The organism is Zavarzinella formosa DSM 19928, assembly GCF_000255705.1.
GTDB classification, from domain to species: domain Bacteria; phylum Planctomycetota; class Planctomycetia; order Gemmatales; family Gemmataceae; genus Zavarzinella; species Zavarzinella formosa.
Map to the genome: position 1 here is coordinate 1124129 of NZ_JH636439.1, position 17842 is coordinate 1141970.

The 17842-nt window shown below is 58.2% G+C and carries 14 protein-coding genes; 10 read left to right on the forward strand and 4 right to left on the reverse strand.

Features of this window, described 5'->3' with window-relative positions:
- Positions 1-6 precede the first annotated feature (6 nt).
- The 6 genes from BGIM_RS48825 to BGIM_RS0105525 all read left to right on the forward strand — a co-directional run bounded on the left by BGIM_RS48825 (position 7) and on the right by BGIM_RS0105525 (position 7506).
- On the forward strand, positions 7-414 hold the full coding sequence (locus BGIM_RS48825) for an EF-hand domain-containing protein (protein ID WP_020468796.1): 408 nt from the start codon (positions 7-9) through the stop codon (positions 412-414).
- Positions 415-646: 232 nt separating this feature from the next.
- Positions 647-1648, forward strand: coding sequence for a DUF1559 domain-containing protein (locus BGIM_RS0105505; RefSeq protein WP_029629764.1), 1002 nt, complete (start codon positions 647-649; stop codon positions 1646-1648).
- A gap of 1 nt (position 1649) precedes the next feature.
- Complete coding sequence (locus BGIM_RS56990) at positions 1650-2582, forward strand: DUF1559 family PulG-like putative transporter (RefSeq protein WP_020468798.1); 933 nt, start codon at positions 1650-1652, stop codon at positions 2580-2582.
- A 47-nt stretch (positions 2583-2629) separates the two neighbouring features.
- Positions 2630-6580: a cobaltochelatase subunit CobN gene (locus BGIM_RS48835; RefSeq protein ID WP_020468799.1), complete on the forward strand. Its 3951-nt coding sequence runs from the start codon at positions 2630-2632 to the stop codon at positions 6578-6580.
- Position 6581: 1 nt separating this feature from the next.
- Entirely contained in the window at positions 6582-7190 is a 609-nt protein-coding gene (locus BGIM_RS0105520; protein WP_020468800.1) for a MotA/TolQ/ExbB proton channel family protein, read from the forward strand.
- Entirely contained in the window at positions 7183-7506 is a 324-nt protein-coding gene (locus tag BGIM_RS0105525) for a DUF2149 domain-containing protein (protein ID WP_020468801.1), read from the forward strand. Before BGIM_RS0105520 ends, BGIM_RS0105525 begins: the two co-directional genes overlap by 8 nt.
- A 23-nt stretch (positions 7507-7529) precedes the next feature.
- Here BGIM_RS0105525 and BGIM_RS0105530 read toward each other — a convergent pair whose 3' ends face one another.
- The 4 genes from BGIM_RS0105530 to BGIM_RS0105545 all read right to left on the reverse strand — a co-directional run bounded on the left by BGIM_RS0105530 (position 7530) and on the right by BGIM_RS0105545 (position 12123).
- A complete protein-coding gene (locus tag BGIM_RS0105530; protein WP_020468802.1) occupies positions 7530-9167 on the reverse strand; it encodes a serine hydrolase domain-containing protein in 1638 nt (545 codons plus the stop codon).
- A gap of 89 nt (positions 9168-9256) precedes the next feature.
- Complete coding sequence (locus tag BGIM_RS0105535) at positions 9257-9658, reverse strand: RidA family protein (RefSeq protein ID WP_052639670.1); 402 nt, start codon at positions 9656-9658, stop codon at positions 9257-9259.
- Positions 9659-9695: 37 nt separating this feature from the next.
- Positions 9696-10661 carry a peptidyl-alpha-hydroxyglycine alpha-amidating lyase family protein gene (locus BGIM_RS0105540; RefSeq protein WP_238537526.1) on the reverse strand — a complete coding sequence of 322 codons (966 nt, stop codon included), beginning with the start codon at positions 10659-10661 and terminating at the stop codon, positions 9696-9698.
- A gap of 1 nt (position 10662) precedes the next feature.
- Entirely contained in the window at positions 10663-12123 is a 1461-nt protein-coding gene (locus tag BGIM_RS0105545) for a sulfatase family protein (RefSeq protein WP_020468805.1), read from the reverse strand.
- A 293-nt stretch (positions 12124-12416) separates the two neighbouring features.
- Here BGIM_RS0105545 and BGIM_RS48840 point away from each other — a divergent pair, with 293 nt between their 5' ends.
- The 4 genes from BGIM_RS48840 (at position 12417) to BGIM_RS0105575 (ending at position 17835) form a co-directional block, all read left to right on the forward strand.
- Entirely contained in the window at positions 12417-13442 is a 1026-nt protein-coding gene (locus BGIM_RS48840; protein ID WP_020468807.1) for a DUF1559 domain-containing protein, read from the forward strand.
- Positions 13443-13611: 169 nt separating this feature from the next.
- Positions 13612-14016: a hypothetical protein gene (locus tag BGIM_RS0105560; protein WP_029629767.1), complete on the forward strand. Its 405-nt coding sequence runs from the start codon at positions 13612-13614 to the stop codon at positions 14014-14016.
- A 145-nt stretch (positions 14017-14161) separates the two neighbouring features.
- A complete protein-coding gene (locus tag BGIM_RS48845) occupies positions 14162-16420 on the forward strand; it encodes a DUF1549 and DUF1553 domain-containing protein (protein ID WP_020468809.1) in 2259 nt (752 codons plus the stop codon).
- A gap of 11 nt (positions 16421-16431) precedes the next feature.
- A complete protein-coding gene (locus BGIM_RS0105575) occupies positions 16432-17835 on the forward strand; it encodes a DUF1501 domain-containing protein (RefSeq protein ID WP_020468810.1) in 1404 nt (467 codons plus the stop codon).
- Positions 17836-17842: the final 7 nt, after the last annotated feature.

Below are 17842 nucleotides of genomic sequence, written 5' to 3' on the forward strand. Positions count from 1 at the left end.
CAGGACTTGTTTGCCAACAGCCTCGTCTTGCTGACGGTCTTGGACCACGGAAACGGTCTGTTTGAACTGCTCGACGCCGATCGGGATGGCAATCTGTCCATCCGCGAAATTCGGGGGGCATTGGACCGTGTGACGTCCGCCGGTTTAATGAAGGATGGCAAATACGATCCCGCCGCGCCCTTGCCGCGCCAATTGATCGCCACTGCCAGCCGGGGCCATCCCCTGACTCCGTTGGGAACGGGCCGCCGAGCCGGACCATCGTGGTTTCGGGCGATGGACCGCAACGGCGATGGCGATGTGTCCCGCCGCGAGTTCACCGGAACGGCCGCCGACTTCCAGAAACTCGACACGGACGGCGACGGATTGATTAGCCCCGCCGAGGCCGAGGCGTTCAAATTGCCGGGGAAGAAGTAAGCGCATCGGGCATGTGATCGCTCTCACGTTTCCCTCAACCATTGCCAATTCTTCAGGTGGCTAATCGCTGGCCACCATCGGCTAAAAATTAGCCGACAAACACCGCTTCCGGTGCTAATCCGGCCCAAAACTGGGTTGGCGCCGGGTTTGCAATCTCCAGTGAGCATGTGTTTGGCGACGATTTCGCCGACATGGTTTTCACCCCCGCCAATATCCCACCTCCGGAGTTTTCGTGCGTCGTAATGCTTTTACACTCATTGAATTATTGGTGGTGATCGCGATCATCGCCATCCTGATTGGTCTGCTGCTGCCGGCGGTGCAAAAGATCCGGGAGGCGGCCAACCGGATGAAGTGTTCCAACAACCTCAAGCAACTGGTCCTCGCCTGCCATAGTTACGAGAGCGCGATGGGGCGGCTCCCCATCCCATACTCGACCGGTGATAGCTGGGTGGTCCAGGTTCTCCCATATGTCGAACAGGGGAACCTTCTCACGGGCTACACCAAATATTCCCCAGCGGCCCCGACGATCACCTGGCAGAGTTCAGTCAACGCGACCGCCGTTGCCACCCGGTTGTCGGTGGTGGAATGTCCCTCCAGCCCCACGCTCAAAACAACCCCGGCGTTCGACCTGACCGGCACGGTTCCCGTGGAATATGGCCGGTCTGATTACTTCGCCTCCTCCGGCGTGAACGCGACCGCTTACACCAACGCTTGGGGCGTGGCCCCCGGCGATGGCAGCGGTATCTTCGGCAACCAGATCAACGGCGCCACAGGCTTGGTGTCCGGGGAAACCTTCGCCGGGGCGACGGACGGCACCTCCAACACCATCGCCATCGGCGAATGTTCGGGCCGGCCTTGGGTCTACATCGCCAACGGCAAGCAACTCACCTCGTTCACGGACCCGAATTACATCGCCACCCCGACCGGCTTGTTCCCCGCCAGCGCCGTGACGGATCGCAATGGCACGATCCTGTGGTCTTCCACCATCCACGGCGCCTGGGCGCACAACAACACCTATAACATCAACACATTCAACGCCATCGGGAACATCGGAACGACCGGTCCATGCACCGTCAATTGCAGCAATGTGCGGGGGATTTATTCGTTCCATCCATCCGTCGGGAATGTTGGAATGGCCGATGGCTCGGTTCGCTCTCTCCGTTCGAGCCTGTCGCCAAAGATTTTGATGGCGATTACCACCCGCAGCAACGGCGAAGTTCCCGATAACTTCTGAGATGAATCACAAACTCTTGCGGGACAAATCGATGGACAAGCCAGGACGATCGGGATTCGTCTTGATCGACGCACTGGTGACAGTGGGTCTGTCACTCATCACGGCGAGCCTGATTTTTCCTGTCATCTGGCAAACACGGGCCATCGCCGACCGGGTCGGGTGTCAGGATCGGTTGAAACGCATCTCGATGGCCGTGTTGGCTTACGAACGCGAACATGGCAGACTCCCTCCTCGATCGACGATCTCCCCGGAACATGGTTGGTTCACGCTCATCCTCCCCTTCGCCGGGGAGGAGGCCATCGTGAAGAAAATTCGCTTCGACTTGCCTTATTACGATCCGGCGAACAAGGAAGCGATCGGCACCCATTTGTCCGTGATGCAATGCCCTGCGACGCCAAGCCCCGGCCGGACAGTGGCTGGAACCACCGGCGGCAAGAACTGGACAGCCTCGGCCGGGGACTACGCCGGCAATGGCGGCGTTTTCCCGAATGTGATGGAAATGGGCATCCTGCCCCCGGAGACAGATCGTTGGACTGTCTTCGCCAACGAAAGCATTCGGGCGCCGTTGCGGCTAGCGGACATTGTCGACGGCCAATCAAACACCCTGCTAGTGACCGAAATGGCCGGGCGCAACGAGGCATGGTTCGCCGGAACCAGAGACAAGGAACATCCCCAAGACGCCACTCGCGGCCCGTGGGCGGCCCCCAACCACTTTGAGGTACGCGGCCACTCTCGCGACGGCCGGACTTATCCGGGGTTGTGTGCCGTCAATTGCTCGAACTTCTCGGGAATTTACGGTTTCCACCCGGACGGGGCGAATGTCGCCGCTTGCGATGGCTCCGTTCATTTCATTCACAAGGACATGAACATCATGATCCTGTACGCCCTATGTACCCACGCCGGCGGGGAAATCATGACCGCCAGCGATTGGTGACCAAGTTTTCTTCGCCAATCAACCGCCGTTGATCGGATAATATCCCGATGAAATCCATCTTGCTCTTTCCTCTGTTGCTAATCACGGCGATCAGCATTCCCGCCGCCAATGCCGGGGAGAAACTGCTGGTCATCGGCGGTTGGGATTACGGCGAAGCCGTATTCGACCGGGCGGCCACCCAAGCCGGCATGTCGGCCAAATTCATCACCACTGAGGACACGGGCTTGGTCACCGTTGACCAACTCGCGGCCGCCGATGTGGTTTTTTTGTTGAACCTGCACCCGCAGGGCGCGCCGGTGCTTTTGGAACGCCTGACCGAAGCCCGCAAACGCCAGCCGAAATTGATCGTTCTCCCGCTGGACAACCGCGAGACGCAGAAGGGAATCGAACAAGCCGGGTTGCTCAAGCGGGATGAGGAAATCCGCAAGTATTGGCGGTTCAATGGATACGAGAACACCAAGCGATTGCTTGGCTATGTCCGCGTCAAACACTTGGGCGGCGCCGGGGAAATTCAACCGCCGATCCCCGTGCCGGATCATGGAATTTACGCCCCCGGCGCCCCGGACACATTTCCGGAAATCCCGGCGTTCACCACATGGGCAAAATCCAACGGTCAGTTCCGCGAAGGGGGTTCCCGCGTCGCCCTGTTGGTTCAACAAAGCTTTTTGCTAACCGGGGACACGAAAGTATACGACGCAATGGTGAACGCCCTCGGCAAACGCGGAGTGAACGTCGCCGTGATCTTTGCGAGCGATCCCAAAAAGCAAAAGGCCTTGCTGGATGCTTGGGACCCCGAATTGATGATCGACGACGCACATGCTTCTCCCGCCTTGAAGCAAGGGGCCGAGGAGCGGGACATTCCCATGCTGAAGTCGGTCGCCCTGTTGCGGTCCACCGTGGCCGAGTGGCAGGCGTCGGCGCAAGGAATGCTCCCGGCCGATGTGGGATTGCACTTTCTCACGCAAGAAGTTCACGGCATCATCGACCCCGTTTTGGTCGGCGGGATGAAAGCCAATGTCGGTGGCTACAAGCTCCACGAACCGATTCCCGACCGCGTTGAACGCCTCGCCGATCGGGCGGCTTCCTGGCTGAATCTGCGGCACAAGAAGAATGCCGAAAAGCGGATCGCTATTGTCTTTTACAACAAATATCTGGGTAAATCAGATGTGGGCCGCGGCTCGGCCACCGGGGCTTTTCTTGATGGTCCCGCGAGTTTGTTTCGTGTGCTTGTCTCCCTGAAAGAACGTGGCTACTCCTTCTCGAAGTTCCCCAAAGATGCCGACGAATTGCTTTCTTGGATGAAACGGGATGGCCGCAACATCGGCAATTGGGCCGGAGGCGACCTCTCGGAACTCCTGCGGGACGGCAAACCGGAACTAATCCCGACGGCAACCTATGAACGCTGGTTCGCCCGCCTGGGCGACGACAACCGCCGGATGGTGACGACCGCTTATGGCCCGGCGCCCGGCATGCAGATGGTGACAGGGGAAAACGCAAAAAGCATCGTGATTCCCCGTGTGAACCTCGGCAATGTGATCCTGCTGCCGCAACCGGCACGCGGTCCAGAGAACGACGAGAAGTTGCTGCACGCCCGCGATGTGCCTCCGCCGCATCAATATCTGGCGTGCTACTGGTGGTTGCAGGAAGGGTTCAAGGCCGATGCAGTCATCCACTTCGGCACACATGGCACCGAGTTGCTCCTTCCCGGCAAGTCAAACGGCATGTCGGCCGATAACTTCGGGGACATCTGTTTGGGAAACATGCCGAACATTTACCCGTGGATCATCGACAATATTGCCGAGGCCATCATTGCCAAACGCCGCGCCTACGCCGTGACCATCGACCACCTGACGCCGACGCTCGAATCGGCCGGGTTGTCCGACGAGTTGAAGACGCTCCACGATGACATCGAAAAGTTCGCCACGCTCGACGAGGGACTGCTGAAGCAAAAGTATCGCAAAACCATCTCGGAGGCCGCGAGCAAGGCCGCCCTCACCAAACTCGGCGGCGAATTGACGGATCCGCAAGTGGAGGAAATCGCCGGGCAACTACACCGGATCGAGCTTTCAGTGACGGCCGTGAAACTACACACGCTTGGCCTTGAACCGGAGACGAAACATCTGGTTCCCTTCATCACAAGCATGCTCGGCCGGGCATTCCTTGATGATCTCGCCAAGGCGCTGCCGGTGCCGGCTGACATTGCCAAGGAACCCGAGCATGTGCCGTTGTGGACACGCCCCCGGCTGGAATCTATCGTCAAATCAATGATCGTTGATGGGTTATCCCCGGCCGACGCGCTGACGCTCGCCGGAGGCAAGCTTCCCAAGGGCGATCCGGGCAAGATCATCGAAACCCTCTCGCGGGCCACAGAATATCGCAAGCAGATCGGCATGGCCGACCGGGAAATAGGCAACATCCTGCGGGCGCTTGATGGCAAGTTCATCTCCCCCGGCTCCGGAGCCGATCCGGTGCGGAATCCGTCGGCCGTGCCCACGGGCCGCAATCTCTACGCTCTCAACCCGGAGGAAATCCCCACGAAGCAGGCTTGGGCGGTCGGTGTTGAATTGGTCGATCAACTGCTCAAGCAAAAGCCCGGATTGAAGAAAGTCGCTCTCGACATGAACGGCCACGAAACGATGCGGGACTTCGGCGTAACCGAGGCCCAAGCTCTTTATCTGATGGGCGTCAAGCCAGTTTGGAATCACAACAACCTTGCTGTCGGTGTCGAGATCATTCCACGGGCCGAGTTGAAACGACCCCGTGTTGATGTGTTCCTTTCCATCGGCGGGAGCATGAGAGATCGCTTCCCGACACGGGTGAAACTGCTAGACCGGGCCATTCGGCTCGTCTCCGAACTCGATGAACCAGACAATCTCATCCGGGCTGGCACACAAGAAAAAGCCCGCGAACTGGCAGCCCAAGGTTTCTCGCCGGAGAAGGTTCAGCTATATGCCCCTGCCCGAATGTTCGGCGGCAAGCCCGGCGAATACGGCACGCGCATCCTCTATCTTGTGCCGCGAACCGGCGCGTGGGAGGACCGCAAGGAGATCGCGGACATTTACAAACAGCAAATGTCCCATGTTTTCACTGGTGATGCTTGGGGCGAGCACGTCCCCGGCCTGTATGAGCAATCGATGCGGGGAACCGAACTGATCTTGCGGACATGGACCTCGAACATGACTGGCCCGCTCACCAACCATCATGTGTACGAGTATGCTGGCGGCCTGAGCATCGCCATCGAATCGACGACCGGGAAACAGCCGAAACTGATCTTCAACGACGTGCGGGGCAAGCCGCAAGTACGGGACTTTGACGAGGTGTTGGCGAGCGAAGCCCATGTGACCATGTTCAACCCCAAATGGCTTCGCGGCATGATGGAGAACGGCTATTCCGGCGGCGGGATGATGGCCGAGGTTGTGCGAAACACCAGTGGTTGGGAGGCTACCCGGAAAGGGGCCGTGTCCCAAGAAATGTGGGCCGAGATTCATGCGGTGTATGTGCGGGACAAGCATGACCTCAAACTCCGCGAGTGGCTGGATGCCCAAAACCCTCATGCCCGTCAGGAGATTCTGGCGACGCTCTTGGAGGCCGCTCGCAAAGGGGATTGGAAGGCTGACGAAGTCACCCGCCGGGAGATGGCCCGCGATTATGCCGCGAGCGTGGCAAAATTCGGTGACAGCGCTGGGTTGGCCACCGGCGGCAACACGAAACTTCAAACCGAGGTGGCCAAACTTCTGAACGCTCCAGGCGATGCCGGTTTGGCCGGTGAATACAAAGCGGCCCTCGACAAATCTCAGAAACCCGCCCCAGTCACGGAGGTCGCCGAGGCCCCGAAGTCGGAGATTGTTCAAGGCGAGGAAATGACGGCCAAACCCCGATCAGCCGAGGCCGAGCCGACCGGCAATCCCTCAACGGGTTTCTGGACAATGTGTGGCATCGGCGGAGCGTTGCTGTTGCTCGTCGGCATCGGCGCCAGTCGGCGAAAGGGAGTCATCTGACATGGGGGGCACCGTTCAATCGCTGACGGAGGTGATGTATCACCTCTCCAATTTGTTGCTGTTGCCGGTGCTGGCGGTTCTAATCACCTGCTTGGCATGGGTCTGCGTGCTGGCGGGGGGCTTTCTGAGAGAATGGGCCGCCCGGCGTTTGGCCCGCCGGACCCTTGTGGCCCTCACTGTTTCGGCGACCAACGATGAGCAAACGTGGACCATGTTCGCCGCCGCCCGGCATGGTCTCGCCGGGCATTTTGCCAAAACCATGCCCGCGATTAATGCCCCGGCTGATTTGGTGAGGAAACGCCTTGCCACCGTCGAGGCCGACGTGGCCGACTCTCTGGCGAAACTCTCGTTCATCACTCGCGTTGGCCCGATGCTCGGGTTGCTCGGAACGCTGATCCCCCTTGGCCCGGCCTTGACGGGTTTGAGCGCGGGCAATGTGCAGCAACTATCCGGCAATCTGGTGATTGCCTTTACGACCACCGTATGCGGCCTCTTGGTGAGTTGTCTCGCATACGGCATGGGCCTCGTTCGTCGCTCTTGGTATGGCCGGGACATGGACGACTTAGAATTCATCGTGGGCCGTGTCTGGCCGGAGGTGCCGCGTGCGTAAACGCCGCAAGTGGGACGCGGAAGATGATGATCCAGGCGCGGGTCTGCTGAACCTCTTCGATATCTGGCTGGTGTTCGCCGTTGCCCTTCTGCTGGCGACCCTCACTCGCACCCGAGCGCCTGATCCGGCCTCATCCAAGGATGAGGTGACGGCGATCAACAACCCCGGCCGGCCGGACATGGAGATCATCCGGCAAAAAGGGAACGACCTCGAAACCCTCACTCCTAGTGGACAACCCGCCGGGGGTGAAGGTGAACGCCTCGGCACCGCCTTCCGGTTGAAAGATGGCCGAATTGTTTATGTGCCGGGAAAGTGAGGCGAGGTACCATCCTTGCGTGGTTACTTCAACGGCTCCAATCCCGAGTTAATCGCTTCCCAGAATTTGCCGTTGTATTTGTCCTGATTCTTCCCGATCTTGTTCCGCGTCATGATGACAACGAGCTTCCGATCCACATCCACGGAGAACGTCGCGGCGCTGGCGGCTCCGTGGCCGAACTTCCTCGGCTGCCCGTCCAGGCCGAATCCGAACGTCTTGGTCGCGTCCGGGCCGAGTTCAGTGGTCAGCTTTCGGGGCAGCATCAACTCGAAGGTTTCCTCCGAGAAAAACCGGTACTTGCCGTATGCGCCCCGGTTAAGCAACATCTGCCCGAACTTGGCAATGTCGAGCGGGATACTGAAAGCGTCGGCATGCGTGCCGTTCACTTCGGTGCCGGTGCAGCCAAGCGGGTCCAGCAGATGCTTCTTGTAAAACAGCGGCACAGATTCGCCTGTCACATTCTCGATGATTTTCCCGCCGAGTGCATACCCGCCGCCGTTGTAGGCCCAAGCAGAGCCAACTTTGAGAACCGGGTAGCAATCCGCAATACGATATTCGAGGTCGTTCTGGGTGTCGTCGCCGGAGGGGAACTTGTCCAGCCCGTTGGTGTGAGTGTGCAGATGCCGGATTTGGAGCGGCTTCGTCACCTTGATGTCTCGCAGAGCAGGGGAGAATTTGCCCACCGGGTCGTCAAGCGTCAGCAATCCTCGGTCGGCGAGCATGAGGACGAGCGACGCGGACATGGGTTTGGTGATTGAGGCCATCCAGCTTGGCGTGTCCACGGTCATCGGCTTGCCGTCACGAATGCCGTATGCCTTGTGCAACACGATCACTCCGTTGCGAACGATGCACACGGCGAACGCCTGATCGTCGTCCTTCGCCCATTCGGTGAGCGCCGCATCAATCTTGGCGGCCGTGCCGGGCTTCACCTTTGCCTCGGCTTCCGTGCCCTCGCGTACTTCGGTCGCGGGAATTCCCTTGATGAGGTCCGGTCCGTCGAACGGCTTCGGAAATTCCTTGTCCAGCCCCGTGATCTTCCGACGTAACGTGACCCATGCCTGCCGTTCATAGGCAAAGGCATCATTCAATCGGCTTACCCGAGTCGTGTCCTTCGGGGTGAGCGCCAGGCCAGCAAGCAGCCGTGCGAACTTCGGATCGCTCTCAAGTTGTTTGAACGGGCGGTCCTTGCAGACCTCGGCGATGAGCTTCGATTCCGTCTCGATTACCTTCCGATCAACACCAATGAGTTCAGCCAGATCAAGTGGCTTGGCGGGATCGAATTTCCAATCGGCCGCCGGCTTTCGCAACATCCGGAACAATGTGACATAACGGGTTGCGGGAGCCTGCTTCTCTGGCTTGGTTTTGATTTCGGCAAAGTACGGCCCGACCTCGAATGTGCTTCCCAGCTTGGCGCCGTTGTGGTCGTAGATGGTGACGGAACCAGCAAACGAGTTATCGGGACTGGTTACTGGCTTCGGGACATCGCTTCCTTCAAAGACGTACGCGCGAAAGCCGACGTTCGCGGACATCGCTTCTCGTGCGGCCTTCTCCTCGGGCGTCGGTTCCGGCTGCTTCGATTGAGCAAACACGACCGTCGCCAAAACGAACGAGACTAATGCGCACGAGAAGCGAAAAAGGAGCAGACGATTAATGCGGAGCATGGCAGCCCTTGAATGAAACGGAGAGAGAAAGACGCGATCAGTGTACCGCTTACAACATCGCTCGGAAGAGGATATTCCCGATGTCCGCATCACACGGCGGCCACAGCCACCAGTTCGATTTCGATCAGCCAATCCGGGACCACCAACGCGGCCACACCAACCAGCGTGCTGGCTGGCGGGTGGTCCGGGTCGAGGTACTTTCGACGAACTTCGCGGATATGCGACACATGTTCCGGTTTCAAACCGACGACGAAATAAGTAATCTTCACCACGTCCTTGAAAGTGGCTCCGGCGGCCGCGAGGGCGGTTTTAAGGTTCTCGAATGTGTGTTCAGTCTGGGCGCGCAAGTCCCCTTTGCCGATCACCTCGGCTTTATCGTTCACGCTCACCTGGCCGGAGATGTGAATCGTTTTTCCACCCGTTGACGTAACGACATGTGTGAAGCCATTGGTCGGGTTCAACTCGGGCGGGTTGAAAAACTGTTTCTGCATGTTTGGGTTCCCTTTCAAAATAAATTCGGATCGTTGGTCAGTCAGGCGATTTGGCGGCATGTGCCGCGAACTTCTGGATGCGTTTGTTGGTCACCTCGGCAACATACACATCCCCTCGGGAATCGACGCACAACATATGCGGCATCTGGAATTGGCCCGCCGCCGTCCCTTTTTCGCCAAGGCGACCGATTGATTTTCCGTCCGCTCCGAGAACCCGGACCCAGCCTGCTCGTCCATCGGCCACGAACAATCGATCCCCGGTGGAGAACAGCCCGTATGGAGCGCCGCTTTCCTTCCATTGGGCGAGGAACTTGCCCTCGGTGTCGAATATTTGCACCCGGTTATTCTCCCGGTCGCCGACGCACACCCGGCCTTTCGCATCCAGACAGACCGCATGTGGAAGGTTGAACTGGCCTTCGCCTTTGCCTTTCTTACCCCACTGTTTGAGCAGCTTTCCATGGCGATCAAATTTCAACACTCGGGCATTTCCATATCCGTCCGTGACAAAGAACTCGCCGGTTGAGGTCACCGCCACATCGGTTGGCTGATTGAACTGATCGGGCTTGTTGCCCGGCTCGCCCTTCTTGCCGAGGGATAGGAGTAACTTTCCCTCCGGGTCGAACTTCATCACGAGATGGTTGCCGATGTCGGTGAGCCAAACATTCCCATCCGGGTCGATCCGCAAACCATGCGGCGTGTCGATGTGGTCGTCGCCCCAGGAGCGGAGAAATTTGCCATCGCGGTCAAAGACGAGGACCGGCTTCGGGCCACGGTGAGCAACAAATACCCGGTCTTTTGCGTCAGTCGCCACGGCCGACACCGGGCCGAGTTCAAACTTCGGGGGCAATTGCGGCCACCCGGCGACCGGACGATAATCGGGGAACTTGGCGACTGTTTCATCCCCGCAAGCAGCCGGGGCGAAGGCAATCATGAAGCCGATTACGGCGAGAAACAGGTGGCGCATCATCATTCTCTCGGGAAAGCGGCGGGGTCGCGCGGCCACATCAGAATTTCGGAAGGACGTTCTTGATGCCTTCGTCAATCGGCATCTTGTCCGGCAGGGCGCCGTGGTCTTTCATCAACTTTTCGAGCAAGACAGCGAGCTCCCTTTTCTGCGCGGCGTAGGCCGGGTCGGCGACGAGATTCTTTGTCTCCAGCGGGTCGTCCTTGAGGTTGTATAACTCGGTCGTATGCCGGTCGGGAGTCCCGTCGCCGTGCGGGTAATGGATGTATTTCCAATCGGCGGTTCGCACAGCCCGGACGTTCGGTGTGTACGGGAACTGAGCCTCGTAGTTGTATTGGTAGAAAAACGCCGACCGCCATCCGGCCGCCTTGCCCTCCAAAAGCGGTTTCCACGACCGCCCGTCCGCGTTGGGGAGCGGCTTGGCTCCGCAGATGTCCAGAATGGTCGGGGCCAAGTCGAGGGAGAGCGCCATCTCGTTCACCATCGCGCCGGCTTTCGCCAGCGGAGGATAGCGGACCAGCATTGGGAGCCGGATGCTTTCCTCGTAGGCCGTCCTTTTGTCGACCCGGCCGTGATCGCCGATGGCGAATCCATTATCGGTGGTGAACACGATCAGCGTATTGTCGAGTTGCCCGGCGTCTTTGAGGGTCTGATACAACCGGCCGACGCTGTCATCAACCGAGGCGATGGTGCCCAAGTAGGCCCGGACAAACTTGTTGTAATCCTTCTGACCATAAAGCGGCCCGCCCAACCCGTGCCAGGTGGGTAACGATTCCTTCAGCCACGCGGGTTTGCCGCTCGCGGTCGTGTAAGCCTCCGCGTTGGCGGGCTTGGTGATGGTCTCCGAGTCGAATGCCTTTTCGTATTTGGGTTCGGGGACAATCGGGCCTCCATGCGGGGCCTTGTGCCCGAGAACGAGGAGCCACGGCTTCTCGTGTTTTCGATTGATCCAGTCCGTTGCAGCGTCGGTCACCACGGTGGTGTAGTAGCCCTTCACGACCTTCCGTGTGCCGTCGACGTTGAATTCCGTGTCGAAGTAGTTCCCCTGGCCTTTGTGGCTCATCCAGAAATCGAAGCCGGGCCGTTTCCGGTCGTCGTCCTCGCCCATGTGCCACTTGCCGATGTAAGCCGTCTCGTATCCGGCGGCCCGCAACCCGGCTGGATATGAGGGCAGGTCGTTCGGGAAATCAGTGAAGTTGTTGAGAACTTTGTGCCGGTGGGCGTATTGGCCGCTGAGGAACGATGCCCGGCTTGGCGAGCATAACGAAGTTGTGCAGAAGACGTTGGTGAATCGCGTGCCCTCCGACGCGAGTCGATCCAAGTTTGGCGTCTTGAACCACGGAAACAAAGCGGCCTTGCCCTGTTCCTTCTGCACCACTCCCATCGCATCCCACCGCATGTCGTCGGTCAGGATCACCAGCACATTCGGACGTTCGGCAGTCATGGCGTGGCCGCTCGCGGCTAGAATCGCAACGGTGACCAAAACAGCGATGCGGATCATGTGAATACTCCTTGCGGGGAACAGGGCATCATCCCCCCGGCACGGTTCAATGTCGAGGATGTTGTCGAAATTTCCTTGCTGGAAACAAGGGCAAGGCTGTCGTGATGATTTGCATTGGCTTTGGCGAATTGAACAATTTTTTGAGAACAGCCAACGTTGGAGACGACAGATTGTTCATTTGGCGGACAAACCGAGTCGTTACAAATCAATTACCTTGACAAGCAAGAACGAGGCTGTTCAAATGCAATGACTAAACACTTTCTTTTTCCGTTTCCCTTCTCCGGAAAAATACGATGAACGCTTCTCGCAGACATGGTTTTACGTTGATTGAATTGCTGGTGGTGATCGCCATTATCGCAATTCTCATCGGGTTATTATTGCCGGCCGTGCAAAAAGTGCGCGAGGCGGCCAACCGGATGAAATGCACAAACAATTTGAAACAACTCGGTATCGCGCTGCACAATTTTCACGACACCACGCTGACTTTTCCCCCTTCGGCTTCCGCGGACATTGCTCCTTGGAAAACACCACAAACAGCCGCTGATTCCAATTGGGGCAGTTCATGGATGGTTCACATTCTGGCGTACATGGAGCAGAGTAACCTAAGCGCCAAGTGGATTTTCAGCGGCGGCAGCGGATGGCAGAATTCCGGTAATAACGCGATGATCGCGGGGCTGACAATCCCCAACTATCGATGTCCCTCGACGAGTCTGCCGATGCTCAACCCCTATTCAGCCATCCTTCCGGGCGGTGGCGGTGTCGGAATCATGTATACGAGCTATGTGGCCATCTCCGGGTCTGTAAACGATGTTGGTGTGACCACTTTTGGCAGTAACATTGTCAGCACTCATGGCATTATGAGCGCCAACAGCAAAACGGTGATGGCGCAGATCACCGATGGTTTGAGCAATACGATCATGGTTGGCGAGCAAAGCAATCACCTTCGAGATGCAAATAACGCCATCATTCTCGGGGCCACTTATGGCGGATCCAGCAAAATTGCCGTCACCAGCCAGGGTCCGGACGGGTGGATTCAAGGCTGTACCACCAGCCAGCCTTCCGGCAACCTCGGCAATAACGACGTGGTTTATAACAGCGAGACCATTCGCTATTCCATCAACCAGATCGGCATGACTCTCGGTGCCGGCGGGTGTAGTGATAATGTCGGAAACAACATTCCACTCAGTTCCATGCACACCGGCGGGTGCAATCTCCTCTTTGGTGATGGCTCGGTGCGATTTTGGACAAACTCCGCTAGTTTGCAGACTTTATGCGCCGCCGCCAGCCGTGATGGCGGGGAAACTTATCAAGGGCCTTGATATCGCCATGCGGCCGTTGGACTTGCCCTCTTCCCGCGTTGAAAACGGTGGTGTCGGACGTCTTTTCATTTGACGCTTCCTCCTCTTTCCTTCGTTCCTGTGGGGAAAGCGGAAATTGTGACCCACGTTGTTTGTCTTCATGATTGTTCACTTTGCAGGAGCCCGTCTGATGGATCGATTTTGCGCTGCGATTGGTTTCGCGCTTTCGCTTGTGGTGAGCTTTGGATGCTCTCCAGCGCCGCAGGCGTCGGGGCCACCGGTTGGCAATGTCAAGGGAATCGTCAATGTCGACGGCAAATCAGTTCCCACCGGCGAGATCCACTTTGGGATGGCGGGCGTTCCCCCCAAGGTTCTCGAAATCAAGGACGGAGCGTTCACGGGAGAGGCCCCCGTCGGCAACAACAAGGTCGAAGTGTTCATCTACGTCGAGGGGCCTTCCTCTGAAAAATATGGCGGGGCCCGGAGCAAAAAGAACTCGATCCCGCAAAAGTATTGGGGGGCGAACACCACCCTTTCGGCCGTGGTGACTGCCGGTGGCGCCAACGACTTCAAATTCGACATCACTTCCAAGTGAAGCGATTCGTTTCAAAAAGCCCGAAACAGCGGCCGGGCATTTTCCTTGTTGTCATCGGCCGCCTGAGTTACAAGTGAAGTGTCGAAGATCATCAGTCCCGCGAGCCGTCACTCTCCCGCCTCGGCTTCGTGTCAGAAAGTCCCGCATGAGCAAGTTTCTGCAATTCGCGGCCAGTTGGGTGTTTGCCGTCACCTTCGTCATCGTCGCCCAACCTGTTGTCGCGGATGAGGCCGCCCAATCAGAACTTCCACGCACCTATCGTCCGGTCAGCCGTCCGAAGGTTCCCGAAGTCCGAAGCAGTGCCCGCACAGATGTGGACCGTTTCATCTTGGCGAGTCTCGAAGCAAAAAAACTCGCTTTGAACCCCGAGGCAGACCGTACCACACTCATCCGTCGCGTATGTTTCGACCTCACCGGCCTGCCGCCGACAATCGCTGAAATAGACGCATTCGTCGCGGACAAATCGCCGGATGCTTACGAGAAGATGGTTGATCGTTATCTCGCATCGCCGCATTACGGCGAACGGTGGGGCAAGCACTGGCTCGACGCGGCAGGCTATGCGGATTCCAATGGATACTTCAACGCCGATAGTGACCGGCCGCTTGCCTGGCGTTACCGGGATTACGTCATCCGGTCGTTTAACGCCGACAAGCCATATGACCAGTTCGTGAAGGAACAACTCGCCGGGGATGAACTCGTCGGTTTCACGCCCGGCGGCGACGTGACCCCGGCGATGGTCGATGCGTTAACCGCCACGCACTTCATTCGCAACGCTCCAGACGGCACCGGTGAAAGTGATGGCAACCCGGACGAAGTGCGGACCGACCGATTCACGGTGTTGGAAGGGAATGTTCAAAACGTGATGAACAACCTATTCGGCCTGACAGTTCAATGTGCCCGCTGTCACGATCACAAGTTTGAGCCGATCACCCAAGAGGAATATTACGGGCTACAGGCCATCTTGTTCCCGGTTTATAATCCGGAGAGATGGTCAAAGCCGAATGACCGTGTGATCCCCATCGGTTCCAAAACTGAACTTCAGAATATTCAGCGTCTCAACACGTTTGTTGACAACCAAGTCAAAGCGGCCCAAGCCGGATTGGCCGCGTTTGCCGACCCGCTTCGAGATCAACTTCTCGATGAACGGCTGAAAGATCTCGCCCCGGCGGCACGCGATGCGGTCATCGAATCAGTCAAGGCCGCGAAGGAGAAACGAACCGCTGCCCAACAGGCCCTTTTGAAGACCCACGCGAAGGTCATCGACATCAAGGATGACGATTTGGCCAAGCGATTCCCGGAATATGCCGCGTTGCGTGACCGCGTGAAACAGACCATTGCGGAACGCGAAAAGGAGCGGCCGAGACCGCCCGAGAAAATTGCGGCGTTCGTGGAAACCGATCCGACCCCGGCCGCCCATCACTTGCTCAAACGCGGCCAACACCACCTGCCGGGCGGCGAAGTTTTGCCCACAGTCCCGGTTTCGTTGCAGACACCCAAAAACAAATACCAAATTGCCACCCGTCCGGCGGGGCAAGTCTCTTCCGGGCGCCGGACCGCCTTTGCCAATTGGGCGACATCGCCGGAGAATCCGTTGTTCGCCCGTGTGATGGTGAATCGCATCTGGCAGCATCACTTCGGCACTGGCATCGTTCCCACAGCCGACAATCTCGGGGCTTCCGGAGCAAAGCCTTCGCATCCGGAACTGCTCGATTTTCTGGCTTCAGAATTCATGCAACGAGGCTGGAGCGTGAAAGCGGTTCACCGTCTCATCATGACCTCGGCGGTCTATCGCCAAACCAGCGCGCCTCGCGATGGATTGGCCGCCATCGATCCGGACAATCGCCTCCTTGCTATGTTCCCGGTCCGTCGATTGGATGCCGAGGCGGTTCGTGACGCCATGCTACAGATCGCGGGTGAACTTGATGTCAAGATCGGCGGACAATACGTTCCCAGCAAACGAACACCGGAAGGTGTTGTCGAAATTCCCGAGACCGCAAATGTGCCCCATCGACGTTCCGTTTACCTCCAGCAACGCCGAACGCAGGTGGTCACTTTTCTCCAATTGTTCGACGCCCCGTCCATTGTCAGCACATGCGGGAAGCGATCACCGTCTACAGTTCCTCTCCAATCTCTCATGCTTTTGAATTCAGAGTTTGCACGCATCCGGGCCAAAAATTTCGCGGCCCGGCTGGCCCGCGAAGCGACCGAGCCGACCAAAAAAATAACCATTGCATTACGCCTCACATCTGGTCGGGATCCATTGAAAGACGAGCAACTCGCTTGCGAAAAATTTTTGGGCAAGCAACATGAGGCTTATGCGGGCCAGAAGGATGCCGGAGAGCGGGCGTGGGCTGATCTTTGTCAAATGCTCTTGGCGAGCAATGCCTTTTTGTACATTGATTGAGAGTGATCGAGATGCCGCTATTTTCCGATTTTGCCCTGAACCGTCGCGCGTTCCTTGGCGGTTCTCTCGGCTCTTTGGCGATGGCCCATTTGGCCGCCGCCGAGTCGCGTGCTGCCGAACGAAATCCGCTGGCGCCGAAGCCGCCGCATTTTCCCGCGAAAGCCAAGGCGGTAATCTGCCTGTTCCAACATGGCGGCCCCAGCCAGATGGATTTGTTCGACCCAAAGCCCGAACTCACCAAACAAAACGGCAAGCCGCATCCGGACAAACTGGAGGTTCACTTCCACACCCAACAGGGCAAGTTGCTCGCGTCGCCGTTCAAATTTCAAAAATCCGGAAAATCCGGGGTCGAACTATCGGAGTTGCTTCCGCACACGGCCGGCATCGTCGATGACATTACGCTAATCCGGTCGATGAAGACCGATTCCGTGGACCACGAGGCCGCGCTGCGAGTGATCCACTCGGGGAAAATATTTCCGGGCCGGCCGGCGTGGGGATCGTGGGCCCTCTATGGCCTCGGGACTGAACGTCAGGAGTTGCCGGCTTACGTCGTCCTGTCCGATCCCGGCGGGTTGCCGGTGGATGGGCCGAACAACTGGTCGTCCGGGTTTTTGCCGGCGGTTTATCAAGGCACGCCGTTTCGGGCCACCGGCACCCCGGTCGCGCATCTGGCGACTCCGGCCGATGTATCCCCGGCCGCCCGGCGTAACCAGCTAGATTTGCTCGGCGAGTTGAATGCGGCTCACCTTCGCCGCCATGCGGGGAACTCCGAACTCGAAGCCCGCCTTGGCCACTACGAACTGGCGGCCAAGATGCAGACAGCCGTGCCCGAGGTTCTCGACTTGTCGAAAGAGACCGATGAAACGCGGAAACTCTACGGCATCGACAACCCGAAATCCGCCGAGTATGGCAAACGGTGCCTGCTCGCCCGGCGGCTCATTGAACGCGGCGTGCGGTTTGTGCAACTGTTCCTCAGCGGTCAGCCGTGGGACACGCACAGCAAAAATGCCGAGAACCTTAAAAATCTCTGCGCCATGACGGATCAGCCGAGCGCCGGGCTAGTGCTTGATCTGAAACGTCGTGGGTTGCTTGACTCGACCATTGTGATGTGGACGGGCGAGTTTGGCCGACTCCCGATTTCACAAGGGACCGACGGCCGGGACCACAACCGACATGCCTTCTCCATGTGGCTCGCGGGCGGTGGCTTCAAGAAAGGCTATGTCCACGGCGCAACCGACGATTTTGGTTATTCGTCGGTCGAAAAAGTCGTTCGCGTCGCCAGCCTGCATGCGACACTGTTGCAAGCTCTTGGCTTGGATCACACGAAGCTGACGTATCCGCATGAAGGCCGTGACGACACGTTAACGGATGTCGCGGTGACTCGGGCCGATGTCGTTCGCGATCTTTTGGCGTGATGTCCGG

Excerpts from the sequence above, each read along its gene's own strand:
- BGIM_RS56990 (WP_020468798.1), top strand. The coding sequence starts at position 1,650 with ATGAATCACAAACTCTTGCGGGACAAATCGATGGACAAGCCAGGACGA.
- BGIM_RS48835 (WP_020468799.1), top strand. The coding sequence starts at position 2,630 with ATGAAATCCATCTTGCTCTTTCCTCTGTTGCTAATCACGGCGATCAGC.
- BGIM_RS0105520 (WP_020468800.1), top strand. The coding sequence starts at position 6,582 with ATGGGGGGCACCGTTCAATCGCTGACGGAGGTGATGTATCACCTCTCC.
- BGIM_RS0105530 (WP_020468802.1), bottom strand. The coding sequence starts at position 9,167 with ATGCTCCGCATTAATCGTCTGCTCCTTTTTCGCTTCTCGTGCGCATTA.
- BGIM_RS0105535 (WP_052639670.1), bottom strand. The coding sequence starts at position 9,658 with ATGCAGAAACAGTTTTTCAACCCGCCCGAGTTGAACCCGACCAATGGC.
- BGIM_RS0105545 (WP_020468805.1), bottom strand. The coding sequence starts at position 12,123 with ATGATCCGCATCGCTGTTTTGGTCACCGTTGCGATTCTAGCCGCGAGC.
- BGIM_RS48840 (WP_020468807.1), top strand. The coding sequence starts at position 12,417 with ATGAACGCTTCTCGCAGACATGGTTTTACGTTGATTGAATTGCTGGTG.
- BGIM_RS0105560 (WP_029629767.1), top strand. The coding sequence starts at position 13,612 with ATGGATCGATTTTGCGCTGCGATTGGTTTCGCGCTTTCGCTTGTGGTG.
- BGIM_RS48845 (WP_020468809.1), top strand. The coding sequence starts at position 14,162 with ATGAGCAAGTTTCTGCAATTCGCGGCCAGTTGGGTGTTTGCCGTCACC.
- BGIM_RS0105575 (WP_020468810.1), top strand. The coding sequence starts at position 16,432 with ATGCCGCTATTTTCCGATTTTGCCCTGAACCGTCGCGCGTTCCTTGGC.